We start from the raw sequence: 16,438 nt of genomic DNA, 5'->3' as shown, positions 1-16,438 counted from the left end.
GCTGATCGGGCTGATCACGCCGCCGGGCGACCGGCTGGCAGTGCTACCGGGTGAGAGTCGCCCGGCCCGGCGACAGGTCGGCCGGCGTGACGCCGAGCGCGCGCAGCCCCTCGGGCAGCTCGCGGCCGAGCATCAGGGCGGCCGTCGCCTCGCCCAGGGCCGGTGACGTCAGGATGCCGCACCCGCCCTGTCCGGCCAGCCAGAAGAAGCCCGGCGCATCGGCGCGCGTGCCGGCGACCGGCTCCTGGTCGGCCAGGAAGCTGCGCAATCCGGCCCAGGTGCTGAGGGGCCGGGTGATGGCGAAGGTGGTGTCCTGCTCGATGTTCTCGATCGCCTGGGCCACGTCCAGGTCCTCGGCCCATGCATCGCAGGGCTCGGTCGGCGTGGCATCGGCGAGGCTGCCCATGAGGCGCCCGGTCTCGGGCTTGATGTACCAGTTGTGGTCGACGGTGTTGACGTGGGGCCAGCCGGACGCGGCCGCCGGGCCGGCAAAGGTGAAGGCGGTGCGCCGATGCGGGACGATGCCGATCGGCGCCAACCCGGCCTGCCGCGTCACGTCGTCGACCCAGGCGCCGGCCGCGTTCAGCAGCAGGGGGGCCGAGAAGGATTCGGCTGCGGTGCGCACCACCCAGCGGGCGCCTTCCCGCGCGATGGCCGCGATGGCGACATCGGTGACGATGCGCGTGCCGCGGCCGCGGGCACCGCGGGCATAGCCCTGCAACAGCATGTCCACGTCGATGTCCATGGCGCCCGGCTCGAACACGCCGGCCGTCACCTTGTCCGGGCGCAGCGCGGGGAACAGGGCCAGCGCCTCGTCGCGGCCGACATGGCGGGCGGTCGCGCCGACGCTGGCCAGCCGATCGTGTTTGGCGTGGAGGCGCGCCTCCTGGCCGGCGCGGCCGACCGACAGGCTGCCGCGCGGCGACAGCAGCGGCTCCGGCGCAAACCCAGCCGGCGGCTGATCGAAGAAAGGCCGGCTTGCCTGCGCCAGCCGGCGCATCGTCGGCTGGGTGATGCCCACCGTGAACTGCGCCGCGCTGCGACCGGAACTGTGATAGCCGAGCGCGGCCTCCCGTTCGATCAGGGTGACGGTGGCCGATGGCGCCAGGAACCAGGCGGCCGCCAGGCCGGCCATGCCGCCGCCGATGATGATGACGTCGCTGTCCATCGTCCTGCCCCCCGTGTCAGCCGCGCGCGCGCGGATGGGCCCGGTTGTAGGTGGCGACCAACTGGGCGGTATCGACCGCGGTATAGCGCTGCGTCGTCGACAGGGATGCGTGGCCCAGCAGTTCCTGGATCGCGCGCAGGTCGCCGCCGGCCGCCAGCAGGTGGGTGGCGAAGCTGTGGCGCAGCGCGTGCGGCGTAGCGCTCTCGGGCAGGCCCAGCCGGCGGCGGGCGTCGCGCATGCGGCGCTGGGCCACGGCCGGTTGCAGCGCGCCACCGCGGGCGCCCAGGAACAGCGGGCCATCGGCCGCGGCCTTCCAGGGGCAGAGCCGGACATACTCGACCATCGCCGCGCGCACCGCCGGCAGCACCGGCACCCGTCGTTCCTTGCGGCCCTTGCCGACGACCGTCAGCGCCTCGCCCAGCGGGGCGGTGCTGCGTGGCAGGGCCAGCGCCTCGCCGATGCGCAGCCCGCAGCCATAGAGCAGCGAAAGCAGGGCGGTGTCGCGGGCGGCGATCCAGGGCAGGGCCTCGTCGTCCGCGCCCGCCAGCACGGCTTCGGCGCCTTCCGGCGTCAATGCTTTGGGCACCGACTGCGGCAGCTTGGGTGCGCGCACCGCCGACAGGGCCGGCGCATGGCCATAGCCGCGGCGGTCGAGGAAGCGGACGAAGCCGCGCACCACCGACAGCGCCCGGACGGTCGAGCTGCGGGCATAGTCGTCGCGTGCGCGCCGGGCGAGCCACGCACGATAGTCGGCCGGGCGCAGGCCGATCAGCTCGTCCAGGCTGGGCGGTCCACCCAGATGCTGGCCGAGGAAGGAGAGGAAGCCGGCCAGGTCGTCGCGATAGGCGGCCAGCGTATGGGGCGATGCCCGGCGCTCGGCCTCCAACCAGGCGGCCCAGGCGCGTCTCGCCTCGCCCAGGCGGTCGTCCGTCCCGGTGTCCGCGGCGACGGCGTCCACCGGCGCGGGATCGTTCAAGTCGGCGGCAGGTCGAGCCAGGAGCGGATCGCCATGGAACCGATCTTGCCGAGGAAGCCCAGCAGCTCGGTCCCCTGGCCCGGGTGGAAGCGCTGCGGATCGCGCGAGCCCATGGCCAGCAGGCAGGGCGGGGCCATGCCCGATACCGCCAGGCGGATCAGCGCATCGGACCGCACCAGGCCCGCGCCCGCGCCATAGAGCAGGGCGTCGCCCTCGATGTCGTCGCGCAGGACGACGTCGCGGTCGGTGCCGACCAGGTCGCCGACCGAGCCGGCCGGCAGGCCGGACAGGCCCTGCACGTCGACCCGCGGCAGGTGGCCGTCGGCCGTCTCCACGCACAGCATCACCACGTCGACATCGAGCAGCAGCGACAGGTCGGTGGTGAAGGTCTGCACCAGATGCTCGAAGGTGCGCGCGCCGAGCAGCGCCAGGGCCGCGTCGTGGATGCGCGCCTGGCTCTGGATGTTGGCGCGGGTCGCCTTCAGGAGGTCGCGCTGTTCCTCCTTGATTCGGCGGACCTCGTCCTGCAGCCGCTTCAGCATGAACTGCTGCATGTCGACCACGGTCTCGCCGCGCTCGGCGGCGGGCGGCGTCAGCACCGTCACCAGGTCGGGGTGGCGGACCAGGAAGTCCGGGTGGGAGCGCAGGTAGGACGCGACCCGGGCGGCCGTCATCGGCGCCGGGGGGGCCGGTGCCGGGGTGGCCGGCGGCTGGGCAGCCGTCGTCTCCCCCATGGATTCCGTGCGGCGATCGACCATGGCGCGGCGTCCCCTCGGGCCTATTCCGCCGCGGCCTTGCCGCCCAGGATGGACTGCCCGGTCTTGGCCCAGTCGGCAAGGAAGGTGGCCAGCCCCTTGTCGGTCAGCGGATGATGATACATCTGGCGCAGCACGGCCGGCGGCAGGGTCGCGACATGGGCGCCCATCTTGGCCGCCGCCACGACATGGCCGGGGTTGCGCACGGACGCCACCAGCACCTCGGTCTCGAGGGCGGGATACTGGTCGTAGATCGTGCAGATCTCGTCGATCAGCAGCATGCCGTCGATGCCGATATCGTCGAGCCGGCCGACGAAGGGAGAGACGAACGTGGCACCCGCCTTGGCCGCCAGGATCGCCTGCGCAGCGGAAAAGCACAGCGTGACGTTGACCATGGTGCCTTCGTCGGTCAGCGCCTTGCAGGTGCGCAGGCCGGCCGGCGTCAGCGGCACCTTGACCGCGACATTGCCCGCGATCGCGGCCAGGCGCCGGCCCTCGGCCAGCATGCCCTCATGGTCGGTCGCCGTCACCTCGGCGCTGACCGGCCCCGGCACCACGGCGCAGATCTCGGCCACCACCTCCAGGAAGTCGCGGCCGGTTTTGGCCACCAGCGACGGGTTGGTGGTCACGCCATCGACCAGGCCGGTTGCCGCCAGCTCGCGGATTTCGGCAATGTCGGCGGTGTCGATGAAGAATTTCAAGTTCCTGTGTCCCTCGGCAACGATGGGTGCGTCCGGCGGGTATGTTCCAGCCCGTCGAATCCAGGGTTGGAATTTATCCGATGCCGCCTGACCGCGCCAGTTCGCCGCGCGCCGCCCCCGCCGAGGAGGGCGGGCGTGTGGCGGTTTTGCTGCCCCTGCCCCTGGCGGGGGCCTACGACTATGCCGTGCCCGACGGTCTTGTGGTGGGGCCGGGCGACTATGTCATGGTGCCGCTGGGCGGCGCCCGCCATGTCGGCATCGTCTGGGGCCCGGCCACCGGCGAGGTCGCGGCCGCCCGCCTGAAACCCATCGAGCGGCGCTACGACGTGCCGCCCATGCCCGATGTCCACCGCCGGTTCGTCGAGCGGGTGGCGGCCTACACCGTGTCGCCGCCGGGATCGGTGCTGCGCCTGTCGCTGGGGTCGAGTGCGGCGCTGGAGCCGGCAGCACCCGGCCTGGTCTATCGCCGCTCGGCCCAGCCGGTGGCGGCCGGCGACCGCGTCACCCCGGCCCGCGCGCGGGTGCTGGCGGTGCTGGAGGAGGGGCCGGCCTGGGCGCTGGGCGATCTCGCGCGGGCGGCCGGCGTCGGCAACGGCGTCATCCATGGCCTGGTCGAACTGGGGCTGGTGGAAGCTGTCCCGGTGCCGGGCGACCGCCCGCCGCCGATTCCCGACTGGCGCACGCCGGGCCCGGTCCTGTCGAGCGAGCAGGCGGCCGCCGCGGCGGACCTGACAAGCCAGCAGCGCGATGGCCGGCCGGGCACCGTGCTGCTCGACGGCGTCACCGGGTCGGGTAAGACCGAGGTCTATTTCGAGGCAATCGCGGCATGCCTCGCCGCCGGGCGGCAGGCGCTGGTGCTGGTGCCCGAGATCGCGCTGACCGGCCAGTGGCTCGACCGCTTCCAGCGACGCTTCGGCGTGCCGCCGGTCGAATGGCATTCCGAGGTCGCGTCGGGCGACCGCCGGCGCAACTGGCGCGCGGTTGCGACCGGCACGGCGCGCGTCGTGGTCGGGGCGCGCTCGGCCCTGTTCCTGCCCTATGCCGATCTCGGCCTGATCGTCGTCGACGAGGAGCATGACGGCGCCTTCAAGCAGGAGGACGGGGTCATCTATCACGGCCGCGACATGGCGGTGCTGCGTGGGCACCTGGCCGGGATCCCCGTCGTGCTGGCCTCGGCGACGCCGTCGCTGGAGACGGTGGTGAACGTCGATACCGGCCGCTATCGCATGGTCCACCTGCCGGACCGGCATGGCGGCGCCAGCCTGCCCGACATCCAGGTGATCGACCTGCGCCGCCACCGTCCGGAACGGCAGCGCTGGCTGGCCCCGCCGCTCGTCCAGGCGCTGACGGACACGTTGGCGGCGGGCGAACAGTCGCTGCTGTTCCTGAACCGTCGCGGCTATGCCCCGCTGACGCTGTGCCGGGCCTGCGGCCATCGCCTGGAATGCCCGTCCTGCACCGCCTGGCTGGTGGAGCATCGGCTGGCCGGGCGCCTGCAATGCCACCATTGCGGCTACTCGACCGCCCTGCCGCGCACCTGCCCGGCCTGCGGCGAGGAGGATACGCTGGCGGCCTGCGGCCCCGGCGTCGAACGGCTGGCAGAGGAGGTGGCGGCGCGCTTCCCGACTGCGCGCGTGGAACTGGTGGCGAGCGACACGCTGACCGGGCCCAGGGCCGTGGAGGCGCTGGTCGAGCGCGTCGGCCGGCACGAGGTCGACATGCTGATCGGGACCCAGGTGGTGGCCAAGGGCCATCATTTCCCGATGCTGACGCTGGTGGGGGTGGTCGATGCCGATCTCGGCCTGCATGGCGGCGACCTGCGCGCGGGCGAGCGGACCTTTCAGCTCCTGAGCCAGGTGGCGGGCCGCGCCGGCCGGGCCGAGCGGCCGGGGGTGGTCTACCTCCAGACCATCGAACCCGCCCATCCGGTAATCCAGGCGCTGGCCCGGGGCGATCGCGACGGCTTCCTGGAGGCCGAGATCGACGGTCGGCGGCAGGCCCACATGCCGCCCTTCTCGCGCCTGGCCGCCCTCATCCTGTCCAGCCCGGCCGCGGCCGATGTCGACCGCGCGGCGCAGATGCTGGCGCGGGCGGCACCGGTCGACCGCGACCTGACCGTGCTGGGGCCGGCACCGGCGCCCTTGTCGGTCCTGCGCGGCCGCCACCGCCGGCGCTTCCTGGTCAACGCGCCGCGGACGGCCCCCTTGCAGGCGATCCTGCGCGACTGGCTGGCGCGCGTCCGCCTGCCCGGCAGCGTGCGCTGTCAGGTGGATGTGGATCCCTACGGCTTCCTCTAGCGTTGGCACCGATGCGGGCCAAGGTCCGCGCCGTTCGTTGCCGCGGGCTGCGGGCGGGACTAGCATCCGCGGCACGGACGTTGTCCGACATGCCATTCAACGGCATCGGGAGGAGGCACCAAATGCGCATGTTTATGGCGGCGATGGCGGGGGCGCTGTTGCTGATGGGTTCCGCACAGGCGGGCGACCGCACGCAGATCGCCCAGGGCCAACAGATTGCCCAGGGCCAACAGATTGCCCAGGGCCAGCAGATTGCCCAGGGTCGTGGGCTCGAGATCGACAACGCCGACTATGGCGAGCGCGGCCGCTACTGCAATGCCGAGCGCGCCATCCAGCGGGAATGCAACGGCCGCCGCGGCTGCGAGTTCGAGGTCGGCAACCACCTCTGCGGCGACCCGGTGCCGGACGTCGTCAAGGAACTCCGGCTTCGCTTCACCTGCGAAGGCCGCCGGGGTTCCGACCAGGACGCGGTCCGTGCCCGTGAGGGCCAGCGCGTGCGCCTGGAATGCGAACGCGGCCAGGCCCAGGCCCAGGTGTTCGGCCGGCCGGCCGCGGGGCCCGGCTTCGGCCAGGGTCCGGGTGGCGGCGGCCGCGACATCCGCGTGATCGAGGCCCGCTACGGCGCCCGCGGCCGGGCTTGCGACGCCACGCCCCCGGTCGCCCAGCAGTGCAACGGCCGCGACCGCTGCGGCGTGCGGGTCGATAACGGCCTGTGCGGCGATCCGGCGTTCGGCCAGCCCAAGCAGCTTGAGATCACCTACAGTTGCGGGCGCGGCGGCGGCAATCGTCGCACCGCGGTCGGGCGCGAGGGCCAGCGCGCCGACCTCGGCTGCTGAGCCCGTCGACGATCGCTCTACCGGAGAGGGCCCGCGGCGCTGCGCCGCGGGCCTTTTCCATGTGGCCTAATATTGCAATGCCGCACGCCCCCATGGTAGTGAACCGCCGCGCTCGGGCGGGACACTGCCCGACGGGTGTCCATTGCCTAAGCGGGGGCTCTCGAAGCGCACATCCCCCAGGCGCCGAAGGGAAGGTTTCGTGGCTGCCAAAGCGTCAGAATCCGCCGGGCTGGCCGAACGCTATGCGAGCGCGCTGTACGAGCTCGCCGACGAGCGTCGGTCTGTCGATACCGTGGCAGAAGACTTGCGCCGTCTGCGCACGATGCTGTCGGACAGTCCCGATCTCGACCGCCTGGTCCGCAGCCCGGTGCTGAGCCGCGACCAGCAGGGCAAGGCCATTGCCGCGATCTCGGAACAGGCCGGCTTCGATGCGCTGACGCGCAACTTCCTCGGCCTGCTGGCGCGCAACCGCCGCCTGTTCGCCGTCACCGGCATGATCGCCGCGTTCCTGGCCGAGCTGGCGCGTCGCCGCGGCGAGTTGACCGCGCATGTGACCTCGGCCGCGCCGCTTTCGGAATCTCAGCTCGCCACCGTCACGGATTCGCTCCGTCGCGCGGTCGGCGGCAAAGTCTCGGTCGACCTGTCGGTCGACCCGTCGCTTCTGGGTGGGCTGGTCGTCCGCGTGGGCTCGCGGATGGTCGATTCCTCGCTCCGCACGAAGCTGCAACGTCTTGAGCTCGCGATGAAAGGGGTCGCGTGATGGAAATCCGCGCGGCGGAAATCTCCGCCATTCTGAAGGAACAGATCGCCAATTTCGGTTCGGAAGCGGACGTCGCGGAAGTCGGGCAGGTATTGTCCGTCGGTGACGGCATCGCCCGCGTCCATGGCCTCGACAAGGTGCAGGCCGGTGAACTCGTGGAGTTCCCGGGCGGCATCCGCGGCATGGCGCTGAACCTCGAGAGCGACAATGTCGGCGTCGTCATCTTCGGTGACGACCGCTCGATCAAGGAAGGCGACCTCGTCAAGCGCACGGGCGCCATCGTCGACGCGCCGATCGGCAAGGGCCTGCTCGGCCGTGTCGTGGACGGCCTCGGCAACCCGATCGACGGCAAGGGCCCGCTGGTCGACGTCGTGCGCACCCGAGTCGAGGTGAAGGCGCCCGGCATCATCGCGCGCAAGTCCGTGCATGAGCCGATGCAGACCGGCCTCAAGGCCGTCGACGCCCTGGTGCCGGTCGGCCGCGGCCAGCGCGAGCTGATCATCGGCGACCGCCAGACCGGCAAGACCGCGGTGATCATCGACACGATCATCAACCAGAAGAAGATCAACGAGGCGGCGACCGACGATTCGCAGAAGCTCTTCTGCATCTACGTCGCCATCGGCCAGAAGCGGTCGACCGTCGCCCAGATCGTGAAGACGCTGCAGGACACGGGCGCGCTCGACTACACGATCGTCGTCGCCGCGACGGCGTCCGAGCCGGCCCCGCTGCAGTTCCTGGCGCCCTACACCGGCTGCGCCATGGGCGAGTTCTTCCGCGACAACGGCATGCACGCCGTCATCTTCTACGACGACCTGTCCAAGCAGGCCGTCGCCTATCGCCAGATGTCGCTGCTCCTGCGCCGCCCGCCGGGCCGCGAAGCCTATCCCGGCGACGTCTTCTACCTGCATTCCCGCCTGCTCGAGCGCGCCGCCAAGATGTCGGACGCCATGGGCAAGGGCTCGCTGACGGCGCTGCCGGTCATCGAGACGCAGGCCGGCGACGTCTCGGCCTACATCCCGACCAACGTGATCTCGATCACCGACGGCCAGATCTTCCTGGAGACGAGCCTCTTCTATCGTGGCATCCGTCCTGCCATCAACGTCGGCATCTCGGTCAGCCGCGTCGGTTCGGCCGCCCAGATCAAGGCGATGAAGCAGGTCGCCGGCTCGATCAAGCTGGAACTGGCGCAGTTCCGCGAGATGGAAGCCTTCTCGCAGTTCGCGTCCGACCTCGATGCCTCGACCCAGCGCCTGCTGGCCCGTGGCTCGCGCCTGACCGAGCTGCTGAAGCAGCCGCAGTACCAGCCGCTGCCGATCGAGGAGCAGGTCGTGTCGCTCTTCACCGGCGTCCGCGGCTATCTCGACGGCATCCCGGTCTCGGCCGTGGGGCGGTTCGAGCAGGGGCTGCTGGCCGACATCCGCGGCAAGGGTGCCGAGCTGCTTCAGGCCATCCGCTCGGAGCGTGAAATCTCCAAGGCCACCGAAGCGAAGCTGGCAGCCTTCATCCAGGCCTACGCCAAGACCTTCGTGGTCTGAGCGCAGTCGGCCCACAGCTTCTCCGCAGGCGGACATGCCCAGTCTCAAGGACCTTCGGGTTCGCATCAACAGCGTCAAGTCGACGCGCAAGATCACCTCGGCCATGAAGATGGTCGCGGCCGCGAAGCTGCGCCGCGCCCAGGAGCAGGCCGAGGCGGCCCGGCCGTTCGCCGAGCGCATGGAGCGGATGCTGGGGTCGTTGGCGGCGGGCGTTTCCGCTCCCACCGACGCGCCGGCGATGCTGTCCGGCACCGGGCGCGACCAGGTCCACCTGCTGATCGTCGCCACCGCCGACCGCGGGCTTTGCGGCGCCTTCAACTCGTCGATCGTCCGCGAGGCGCGGCGCCAGATCCGCAGCCTTCTTGCCCAGGGCAAGCAGGTGAAGATCTTCTGCGTCGGCCGCAAGGGGCGCGACCAGCTGCGGCGCGAGTACGAATCGCTCATCGTCGACACGGTCACCGACTTCCAGCGGCCGCGCCTCACCTATGACGGTGCGGCGCGGATCGCCCAGAAGGTGGCGGCGCTCTACGAGGCCGGCGAGTTCGACGTCGCCAAGATCATCTACAACCGCTTCCGCTCGGCGATCGCCCAGATCGTCACCGTGCAGCAGCTCATCCCGTTCAACCCGCCGGCCGCGCCGGCGGGCGGTGCCGGGGCGGTTGCGGCGGTCGAAGGCGGCGCACCGGCGCTCTACGAGTACGAGCCCGGCGAGGAGGAGATCCTCTCCGCGCTGCTGCCGCGCAACCTGGCGGTGCAGGTCTATCGCGCGCTGCTGGAGAACAATGCCAGCGAGCACGGCGCGCGGATGACCGCGATGGACAATGCCACGCGCAATGCCAGCGACATGATCGGCAAGCTGACGCTGGTCTATAATCGCTCGCGCCAGGCATCCATCACCAAGGAACTGATCGAGATCATTTCCGGCGCCGAGGCTCTCTAGCCCGCCGGTCCGCACGTCACGGGAGCAAATTATGGCCGCTGCGCAGGCTGAGATCGGGAACAACATTGGCACCATCACGCAGGTGATCGGTGCCGTCGTGGACGTGAAGTTCGACGGCGACCTGCCGGCGATCCTGAGCGCGCTGCATGTCGAGCATGCGGGCAAGCGCCTCGTGCTCGAGGTGGCGCAGCATCTGGGCGAGCACACGGTGCGCACGGTCGCCATGGACACCACCGACGGCCTCGTCCGCGGCCAGCAGGCGGTGGCCACCGGCGCGCCGATCACCGTGCCGGTCGGTCCGGAGACGCTGGGCCGCATCATCAACGTGGTCGGCGAGCCGATCGACGAGCGCGGGCCGGTCAACGCCAAGATGTCGTCGCCGATCCATCGCGACGCGCCGCCCTTCATCGAGCAGTCGACCGAAGCGCAGATCCTGGTCACGGGCATCAAGGTCGTCGACCTGCTGGCGCCCTACGCCAAGGGCGGCAAGATCGGCCTGTTCGGCGGCGCCGGCGTCGGCAAGACGGTGTTGATCATGGAGCTGATCAACAACGTCGCGAAGGCGCATGGCGGCTATTCGGTGTTCGCCGGCGTCGGCGAGCGCACCCGCGAAGGCAACGACCTCTATCACGAGATGATGGAATCGGGCGTCATCAAGGTCGACGGCCCCGGCTCCAAGGCCGCCCTGGTGTACGGCCAGATGAACGAGCCGCCGGGCGCGCGTGCCCGCGTCGGCCTGACCGGGCTGACGCTGGCGGAATACTTCCGCGACGTCGAAGGGCAGGACGTGTTGTTCTTCGTCGACAACATCTTCCGCTTCACCCAGGCGGGCTCGGAAGTGTCGGCGCTGCTGGGCCGCATTCCCTCGGCGGTGGGCTATCAGCCGACCCTGTCGACGGACATGGGCGCCCTGCAGGAGCGCATCACCTCGACCAAGAAGGGCTCGATCACCTCGGTGCAGGCCATCTACGTGCCGGCCGACGACTTGACCGATCCCGCGCCCGCGACCTCGTTCGCCCATCTCGACGCCACGACCGTGCTGTCGCGGCAGATCGCCGAGCTTGGCATCTATCCCGCGGTCGATCCGCTCGACTCGACCTCGCGCATGCTCGATCCGCGGATCGTCGGCGAGGACCACTACAAGGTCGCCCGCGACGTGCAGCGCGTGCTGCAGACCTACAAGGCCCTGCAGGACATCATCGCCATCCTGGGCATGGACGAGCTGTCGGAAGAAGACCGCCTGACCGTGTCGCGCGCCCGCAAGATCCAGCGCTTCATGTCCCAGCCCTTCTTCGTGGCCGAGGTCTTCACCGGCACGCCCGGCAAGCTGGTCGGCCTGGAAGACACCATCAAGGGCTTCAAGGGCATCGTCTCGGGCGACTATGACGACCTGCCGGAAGCGGCGTTCTACATGGTCGGCTCGATCGACGAGGCGGTCGAGAAGGCCCGCCGCATGGCGGCCGAGGCGGCCTGATCCGATGGCCGAGACGATCGCATTCGAACTCGTCTCGCCGGAACGGCTGCTGTTCGCCAGGCCGGTGGAGATGGTGGTGGTCCCGGGCGTCGAAGGCGACTTCGGCGTCCTGCCCCGCCACGCCCCGCTGATCGCCGTGGTTCGCCCCGGCGTGATCGCCATCTTCGAGGGCGGCAAGGTGGCCGAGCAGATCTTCGTTGCCGGCGGCTTCGCCGAGGTCACGGCCGAGCGCTGCACGGTCCTGGCCGAGCGTGCCGTGCCGGTGGCCGAGATCGACCGCGCGGTCGTCGAACGCAAGCTGAAGGATGACCGCGAGGCCGCCGATACCGCCGAGATCGAGATCGGCGAGGCCATGCTGGCGGCCCTGGACAACCCGTCCTACCACTGATGCCGCTGCCGGGGTGGCCCATGCGGCCGCCCCGCCGGAACCCGCTCCCCTGCCCGGGTATTGAACGGCTTTCGGCGGACGCGCATATTTCCGCGCTGCCGAAACGGATTGCGCTCCATCGCGGGGAGAAACGATGAAGCATTGGACCCTGGACGACATCCCGTGGGATCGTTTCGATCCCGCGCTGGTCGATCCCGAACTGGTCAAGGTGGCCAAGGCCGCCGCCATGGTCGAGCATAACGGCAGCGACTACACCGCCTATCTCTGCAACGTCTTCCACGACGATCCGGAGTTCCAGGAGGTCGCGCGCGTCTGGGGCCGTGAAGAGGTCCAGCATGGCCGGGCGCTGGGCGAATGGGCCCGCATGGCCGACCCCGACTGGGACTTCGAGGCGGCCTTCAAGCGCTTCACCGACGGCTATCGCCTGCCGATCGAATCGACCGAATCGGTCCGCGGGACGCGCTCGGGCGAACTGGTCGCGCGCTGCATCGTCGAGACCGGCACCAGTTCCTTCTACAGCGCGCTGGGCGAGGCCTGCACCGAGCCGGTGCTGAAGGAAATCTGCCGGCGCATCGCCGCCGACGAGTTCCGCCATTACCGCATGTTCTACGGCCACATGAAGCGCTACCTGGAGCGGGAGCGGATCTCGACCCTGCGCCGCTTCGCGGTCGCCTTCCTGCGCGTGCGCGAGACCGAGGGCGACGACGAACTGGCCTATGCCTATTGGGCGGCCAATGACGGGGTCGGCCCCTACGACCGCAAGCGCTGCATCGCGGCCTATACCGGCCGGGCCTACCGCTCCTATCGCCCGACCCATGTCGACCGGGCGACGGCGATGATCTTCAAGGCGGTGGGGCTGAAGCCGAACGGCTGGCTGAACCGGGCGGCCTCCCGCGGGGTCTGGATGATGCTCCAGAGCCGCGTGCGCAAGCTGGACCGGGCGGCCGCCTGAACGACCGCCCGGGACGCCTGGCCGGGACGTCGGGCCGGGACGTCTGGCCGTCGAAGCGGCCTAGACGTTGAACCGGAAGTTCATGATGTCGCCGTCCTGGACGACATACTCGCGGCCTTCCAGGCGCATCCGGCCGGCTTCCTTGGCGGCGGATTCGCCGCCCAACGCGATGAAGTCGGCGCAGCCGACGGTCTCGGCCGCGATGAACCCGCGCTCGAAGTCGCTGTGGATGGTGCCGGCCGCCTGGGGCGCCTTGGTGCCGACCGCGATCGTCCAGGCGTGGGCCTCCTTGGGGCCGATCGTGAAATAGGTGATGAGGCCCAGCAGGTCGTGGCCGGTGCGGATGATGCGGGCGAGGCCCGTCTCCTCCAGCCCCAGCGAGTCGAGGAATTCCTTCTTGTCCTCGGGGCTCTCGAGCTGGGCCACCTCGGCCTCGATCGCGGCCGAGATCACCACCATCCGGGCACCGGCCGCCTTGGCCATGACGGCGACGCGCTCGGAGAAGGCGTTCCCCGTGGCGGCCGACGCTTCCTCGACGTTGCAGACATAGAGCACGGGCTTGGCCGACAGGAGCTGGTGCGGGCGCAGCAGGGCGGCCGTGCCGGGGCCGAGGTCGACGGTACGGGCGGCCTTGCCTTCGCGCAGCGCCTCCAGTACCGGCTCCAGGACGGCCAGTGCCGCCTTGGCTTCCTTGTCGCCGCCCTTGGCCTTCTTCTGGTGGTTGGCGATGCGGCGCTCCACCGACTCCAGGTCGGACAGCAGCAACTCGGTCTCCACCGTCTCGGCGTCGCCGACCGGGTCGATCCGGCCCTCGACATGGGTGATGTTGCCGTCCTCGAAGCAGCGCAGGACATGGACGATGGCGTCCACCTCGCGGATGTGGCCAAGGAACTGGTTGCCCAGGCCCTCGCCCCGGCTGGCGCCCCGCACCAGGCCGGCGATGTCCACGAACTCGAGCTGCGTCGGCACCAGCTTGGCCGACTTGGCCAGCACCGCGCACTGCTCCAGCCGGGTATCGGGCACGGCGACACGGCCGACATTCGGCTCGATCGTGCAGAAGGGATAGTTCGCCGCCTCAGCCGCGGCGGTCGCGGTCAGGGCGTTGAAGAGGGTCGACTTGCCGACGTTGGGCAGGCCGACGATGCCGCATTTGAAGCCCAATTCACTTCTCCGGCGCCGCGGTCTCCGGCGCGCGCCTGGGCGGCGGCGGGTTGATCGTCAGCGTGACCTTGTTCATGAAACCATTGGCGTCGCCCGCCACCAGGGCCGGCATCGCCTCGGCGACGGCGTCCACCAGCTTTTCGACCCAGGGCTCGTCCGCCTTCGGGAAATCCTGCAGCACGTAGTTGTGGACCAAGTGCTTCACGCCCGGATGGCCGATGCCGAGCCGGACGCGGTGATAGTCGGGGCCGATATGGGCGTCGATGCTCTTCAGCCCGTTATGGCCGGCGGCACCGCCCCCGGTTTTCACCCGCATCTTGCCCGGCGCCAGCTCCAGCTCGTCATGGATGACGATCACGTCGCCCGGCGTCAGCTTGTAGAAGCGCATGGCGGCCGCGATCGCCTGGCCCGACTCGTTCATGTAGGTCAGGGGCGCGAGCGCCACGATCTTCTCGTCGCCGATCAGCCCGTCTGCCACCTGGCCATGGAACTTCTCGCGCCACGGCCCGAAGCGCCAACGGCGGGCGATCGCCGACAGCGCCATGAAGCCGATATTGTGCCGGTTGCCCGCGTAGCGGGAACCGGGATTGCCGAGCCCGGCGACGATGCGCATGGTTCGATCCCGGTTCCGCTGACGCAGGAACTTGCTGGACTACTTCTTCTTCGCCGGCGCCTTGGCTGCCGGGGCCGCCTTGGCCGCTGCTGCCGGGGCCGCCGCCGCCGCCGCCGGCTCCTCGGCCACCGCCACCGTGGGGGCCGCCACGCTGGCGATGGTGAAGTCGCGATCGACGATCACCGGCCGTGCACCCTCGGGCAGGGTAACGTGGCTGATATGGATCGAATCATGGATCTCGGTGCCCGACAGGTCGACCGTCAGGATGTCCGGGATGCCGTCGGCGGCGCAGTAGAGCTCGATCTCATGGCGAACGATGTTGAGCACGCCACCCTTCTTCAGGCCGGGCGACCGGTCCTGGCCGATGAAGTTCACCGGCACGAAGACGCGAATGCGCGTGTGTGCGCCCACGCGCAGGAAGTCGATATGCAGCGGCCGGTCGGTGACCGGGTGGAGCTGCACGTCGCGCGCCAGGACGCGCTGCTTCTCGCCGCCGACATCCAGGTCATAGATGCGGGCGAAGAAGCCGGCGCGGCCCATTTCCCGCTCGATCATGCGGGGGTCGAGCGAGATGATCGACGGTTCCTGCTTGTCGCCATAGACGACACCGGGGATGCTGCCATCGCGACGGGTGGCGCGGGCGGCCCCCTTTCCGGCCCGCTCCCGACGCTGGGCAGCGATCGTGGTGATTTCCTGCATCGAATGCTCCTTTCCTTGGATCAAGGCGCTGGCCTCCAGGGGTGCCCAAAGCGCCATATCCGAACCCGGTCGGTGGGGGGTGAACCCCCTAGTCGAACAGGCTCGAAACCGAACGTTCCTCGCTGATCCGCCGGACGGCCTCGGCCATCAACGGCGCGATCGAAAGCTGGCGGATGTTGCGCGCCACGCGCACCGCCTCGGTCCCCTGGATGCTGTCGGTCATCACCAGCTCCTGCAAGGGAGAGGCGGTGACGCGGGCGACCGCACCACCCGACAGCACGCCATGGGTGACATAGGCCGACACGGCCGCCGCACCCGCTTCCATCAGCGCCTCGGCCGCATTGCACAGCGTGCCGGCGGAATCGACGATGTCGTCCACCAGGATGCAACGCTGCCCGGCCACGTCGCCGATGATGTTCATCACCTCCGACACGCCGGCGCGCTCGCGCCGCTTGTCGACGATGGCGAGGTCCGCACCCAGGCGCCGCGCGATCAGGCGGGCACGGACCACGCCGCCGACGTCGGGCGACACTATCACCAGGCTCTCGCCGCCATATTGCCGCTTGATGTCGTCGACGAAGACGGGGGCGGCGAACAGGTTGTCGGTCGGGATGTCGAAGAAGCCCTGGATCTGCCCGGCATGCAGGTCGACCGTCAGCACCCGGTCGGCGCCGGCCACCGTGATCAGGTTGGCGACCAGCTTGGCCGAGATCGGCGTGCGCGGGCCGGACTTCCGGTCCTGGCGGGCATAGCCATAATAAGGGATGACCGCGGTCGAGCGACGCACCGATCCGCGCTTCAGCGCGTCGAGCGTGACCAGCAGTTCCATCAGGTTGTCGTTCGTCGGGTAGGAGGTCGACTGGATGATGAACACATCCTCGCCGCGCACGTTCTCCTGGATCTCGACGAACACTTCCATGTCCGAGAAGCGGCGTACGCTCGCCTTCGTCAGGGGGATGTTCAGATAGGCGGCGATCGCCTCGGCAAGCGGCCGGTTGCTGTTGCCGGTAAGGATCTTCATCGGGTCCGTTCAGGGGCGCCGCGAAAAAAAACGGACCCGGCGCACGCGAGGGAACGCCCCTGGATAGCGCCGGGTGGAAACGGGCGCGGAACATATCAGCCGGTCCCGCCGCTGTAAATGTCGTGCGACGGGGTGCCACGGGCCGGCGCTCGCCGGCCCGCC

The 16,438-nt window shown here is 70.2% G+C and carries 16 protein-coding genes; 8 read left to right on the top strand and 8 right to left on the bottom strand.

The features are described from left to right. Positions 1–43: 43 nt before the first annotated feature. The 4 genes from STVA_RS23700 to fsa are packed head-to-tail and all read right to left on the bottom strand — an operon-like array spanning position 44 to position 3,600. Entirely contained in the window at positions 44–1,168 is a 1,125-nt protein-coding gene (locus tag STVA_RS23700) for an NAD(P)/FAD-dependent oxidoreductase (protein ID WP_123692717.1), read from the bottom strand. A 16-nt stretch (positions 1,169–1,184) separates the two neighbouring features. Then, positions 1,185–2,126 carry a tyrosine recombinase XerC gene (locus STVA_RS23695; protein ID WP_123692976.1) on the bottom strand — a complete coding sequence of 314 codons (942 nt, stop codon included), beginning with the start codon at positions 2,124–2,126 and terminating at the stop codon, positions 1,185–1,187. 14 nt (positions 2,127–2,140) lie between these two features. Further along, positions 2,141–2,902, bottom strand: coding sequence for a DUF484 family protein (locus STVA_RS23690; protein ID WP_245978432.1), 762 nt, complete (start codon positions 2,900–2,902; stop codon positions 2,141–2,143). 20 nt (positions 2,903–2,922) lie between these two features. Further along, complete coding sequence (gene fsa / locus STVA_RS23685) at positions 2,923–3,600, bottom strand: fructose-6-phosphate aldolase (RefSeq protein WP_123692715.1); 678 nt, start codon at positions 3,598–3,600, stop codon at positions 2,923–2,925. Positions 3,601–3,680: 80 nt separating this feature from the next. On the opposite strand from fsa, the gene STVA_RS23680 reads away from it, so the two are divergent. The 8 genes from STVA_RS23680 (at position 3,681) to STVA_RS23645 (ending at position 12,782) form a co-directional block, all read left to right on the top strand. Then, on the top strand, positions 3,681–5,897 hold the full coding sequence (locus STVA_RS23680; protein WP_123692713.1) for a primosomal protein N': 2,217 nt from the start codon (positions 3,681–3,683) through the stop codon (positions 5,895–5,897). A 122-nt stretch (positions 5,898–6,019) separates the two neighbouring features. Further along, a complete protein-coding gene (locus STVA_RS23675) occupies positions 6,020–6,733 on the top strand; it encodes a hypothetical protein (RefSeq protein ID WP_123692711.1) in 714 nt (237 codons plus the stop codon). A gap of 199 nt (positions 6,734–6,932) precedes the next feature. Continuing rightward, positions 6,933–7,493 carry a F0F1 ATP synthase subunit delta gene (locus tag STVA_RS23670; RefSeq protein ID WP_123692709.1) on the top strand — a complete coding sequence of 187 codons (561 nt, stop codon included), beginning with the start codon at positions 6,933–6,935 and terminating at the stop codon, positions 7,491–7,493. Continuing rightward, positions 7,493–9,028: a F0F1 ATP synthase subunit alpha gene (gene atpA / locus STVA_RS23665; RefSeq protein ID WP_123692707.1), complete on the top strand. Its 1,536-nt coding sequence runs from the start codon at positions 7,493–7,495 to the stop codon at positions 9,026–9,028. The genes STVA_RS23670 and atpA overlap by 1 nt, the downstream gene beginning before the upstream one ends. 34 nt (positions 9,029–9,062) lie before the next feature. Continuing rightward, the gene (locus tag STVA_RS23660) at positions 9,063–9,968 is read left to right on the top strand and encodes a F0F1 ATP synthase subunit gamma (protein WP_123692705.1); all 906 of its coding nucleotides are present in this window, start codon (positions 9,063–9,065) and stop codon (positions 9,966–9,968) included. Between the two features lie 31 nt (positions 9,969–9,999). Further along, entirely contained in the window at positions 10,000–11,442 is a 1,443-nt protein-coding gene (atpD, locus tag STVA_RS23655) for a F0F1 ATP synthase subunit beta (protein WP_123692703.1), read from the top strand. 4 nt (positions 11,443–11,446) lie between these two features. Further along, complete coding sequence (gene atpC, locus STVA_RS23650; protein WP_123692701.1) at positions 11,447–11,830, top strand: ATP synthase F1 subunit epsilon; 384 nt, start codon at positions 11,447–11,449, stop codon at positions 11,828–11,830. Between the two features lie 133 nt (positions 11,831–11,963). Continuing rightward, complete coding sequence (locus STVA_RS23645) at positions 11,964–12,782, top strand: ferritin-like domain-containing protein (protein ID WP_123692699.1); 819 nt, start codon at positions 11,964–11,966, stop codon at positions 12,780–12,782. A gap of 60 nt (positions 12,783–12,842) precedes the next feature. On the opposite strand, the gene ychF is transcribed toward STVA_RS23645, so the two are convergent. The 4 genes from ychF to STVA_RS23625 all read right to left on the bottom strand — a co-directional run bounded on the left by ychF (position 12,843) and on the right by STVA_RS23625 (position 16,276). Beyond that, on the bottom strand, positions 12,843–13,943 hold the full coding sequence (gene ychF / locus STVA_RS23640; protein WP_123692697.1) for a redox-regulated ATPase YchF: 1,101 nt from the start codon (positions 13,941–13,943) through the stop codon (positions 12,843–12,845). 1 nt (position 13,944) lies between these two features. Then, positions 13,945–14,556 (bottom strand): aminoacyl-tRNA hydrolase, encoded by a 612-nt coding sequence (gene pth / locus STVA_RS23635; RefSeq protein WP_123692695.1) that lies wholly within the window; start codon positions 14,554–14,556, stop codon positions 13,945–13,947. Between the two features lie 39 nt (positions 14,557–14,595). Continuing rightward, complete coding sequence (locus STVA_RS23630) at positions 14,596–15,255, bottom strand: 50S ribosomal protein L25/general stress protein Ctc (protein ID WP_123692974.1); 660 nt, start codon at positions 15,253–15,255, stop codon at positions 14,596–14,598. 88 nt (positions 15,256–15,343) lie between these two features. Then, on the bottom strand, positions 15,344–16,276 hold the full coding sequence (locus tag STVA_RS23625; RefSeq protein ID WP_123692693.1) for a ribose-phosphate pyrophosphokinase: 933 nt from the start codon (positions 16,274–16,276) through the stop codon (positions 15,344–15,346). Between the last annotated feature and the right edge of the window lie 162 nt (positions 16,277–16,438).

Source organism: Stella humosa, from assembly GCF_006738645.1.
GTDB lineage: Bacteria > Pseudomonadota > Alphaproteobacteria > ATCC43930 > Allostellaceae > Allostella > Allostella humosa.
Note: the sequence above shows the minus strand (reverse complement) of the source record. Positions and strands in the feature narration are given on the sequence as shown.

Bases quoted from the DNA above. Each gene is read 5' to 3' on its own strand.
- STVA_RS23700 (WP_123692717.1), bottom strand. From the start codon at position 1,168: ATGGACAGCGACGTCATCATCATCGGCGGCGGCATGGCCGGCCTGGCG.
- STVA_RS23690 (WP_245978432.1), bottom strand. From the start codon at position 2,902: ATGGTCGATCGCCGCACGGAATCCATGGGGGAGACGACGGCTGCCCAG.
- STVA_RS23680 (WP_123692713.1), top strand. From the start codon at position 3,681: ATGCCGCCTGACCGCGCCAGTTCGCCGCGCGCCGCCCCCGCCGAGGAG.
- STVA_RS23675 (WP_123692711.1), top strand. From the start codon at position 6,020: ATGCGCATGTTTATGGCGGCGATGGCGGGGGCGCTGTTGCTGATGGGT.
- atpA (WP_123692707.1), top strand. From the start codon at position 7,493: ATGGAAATCCGCGCGGCGGAAATCTCCGCCATTCTGAAGGAACAGATC.
- STVA_RS23660 (WP_123692705.1), top strand. From the start codon at position 9,063: ATGCCCAGTCTCAAGGACCTTCGGGTTCGCATCAACAGCGTCAAGTCG.
- atpD (WP_123692703.1), top strand. From the start codon at position 10,000: ATGGCCGCTGCGCAGGCTGAGATCGGGAACAACATTGGCACCATCACG.
- atpC (WP_123692701.1), top strand. From the start codon at position 11,447: ATGGCCGAGACGATCGCATTCGAACTCGTCTCGCCGGAACGGCTGCTG.
- STVA_RS23645 (WP_123692699.1), top strand. From the start codon at position 11,964: ATGAAGCATTGGACCCTGGACGACATCCCGTGGGATCGTTTCGATCCC.
- pth (WP_123692695.1), bottom strand. From the start codon at position 14,556: ATGCGCATCGTCGCCGGGCTCGGCAATCCCGGTTCCCGCTACGCGGGC.
- STVA_RS23630 (WP_123692974.1), bottom strand. From the start codon at position 15,255: ATGCAGGAAATCACCACGATCGCTGCCCAGCGTCGGGAGCGGGCCGGA.
- STVA_RS23625 (WP_123692693.1), bottom strand. From the start codon at position 16,276: ATGAAGATCCTTACCGGCAACAGCAACCGGCCGCTTGCCGAGGCGATC.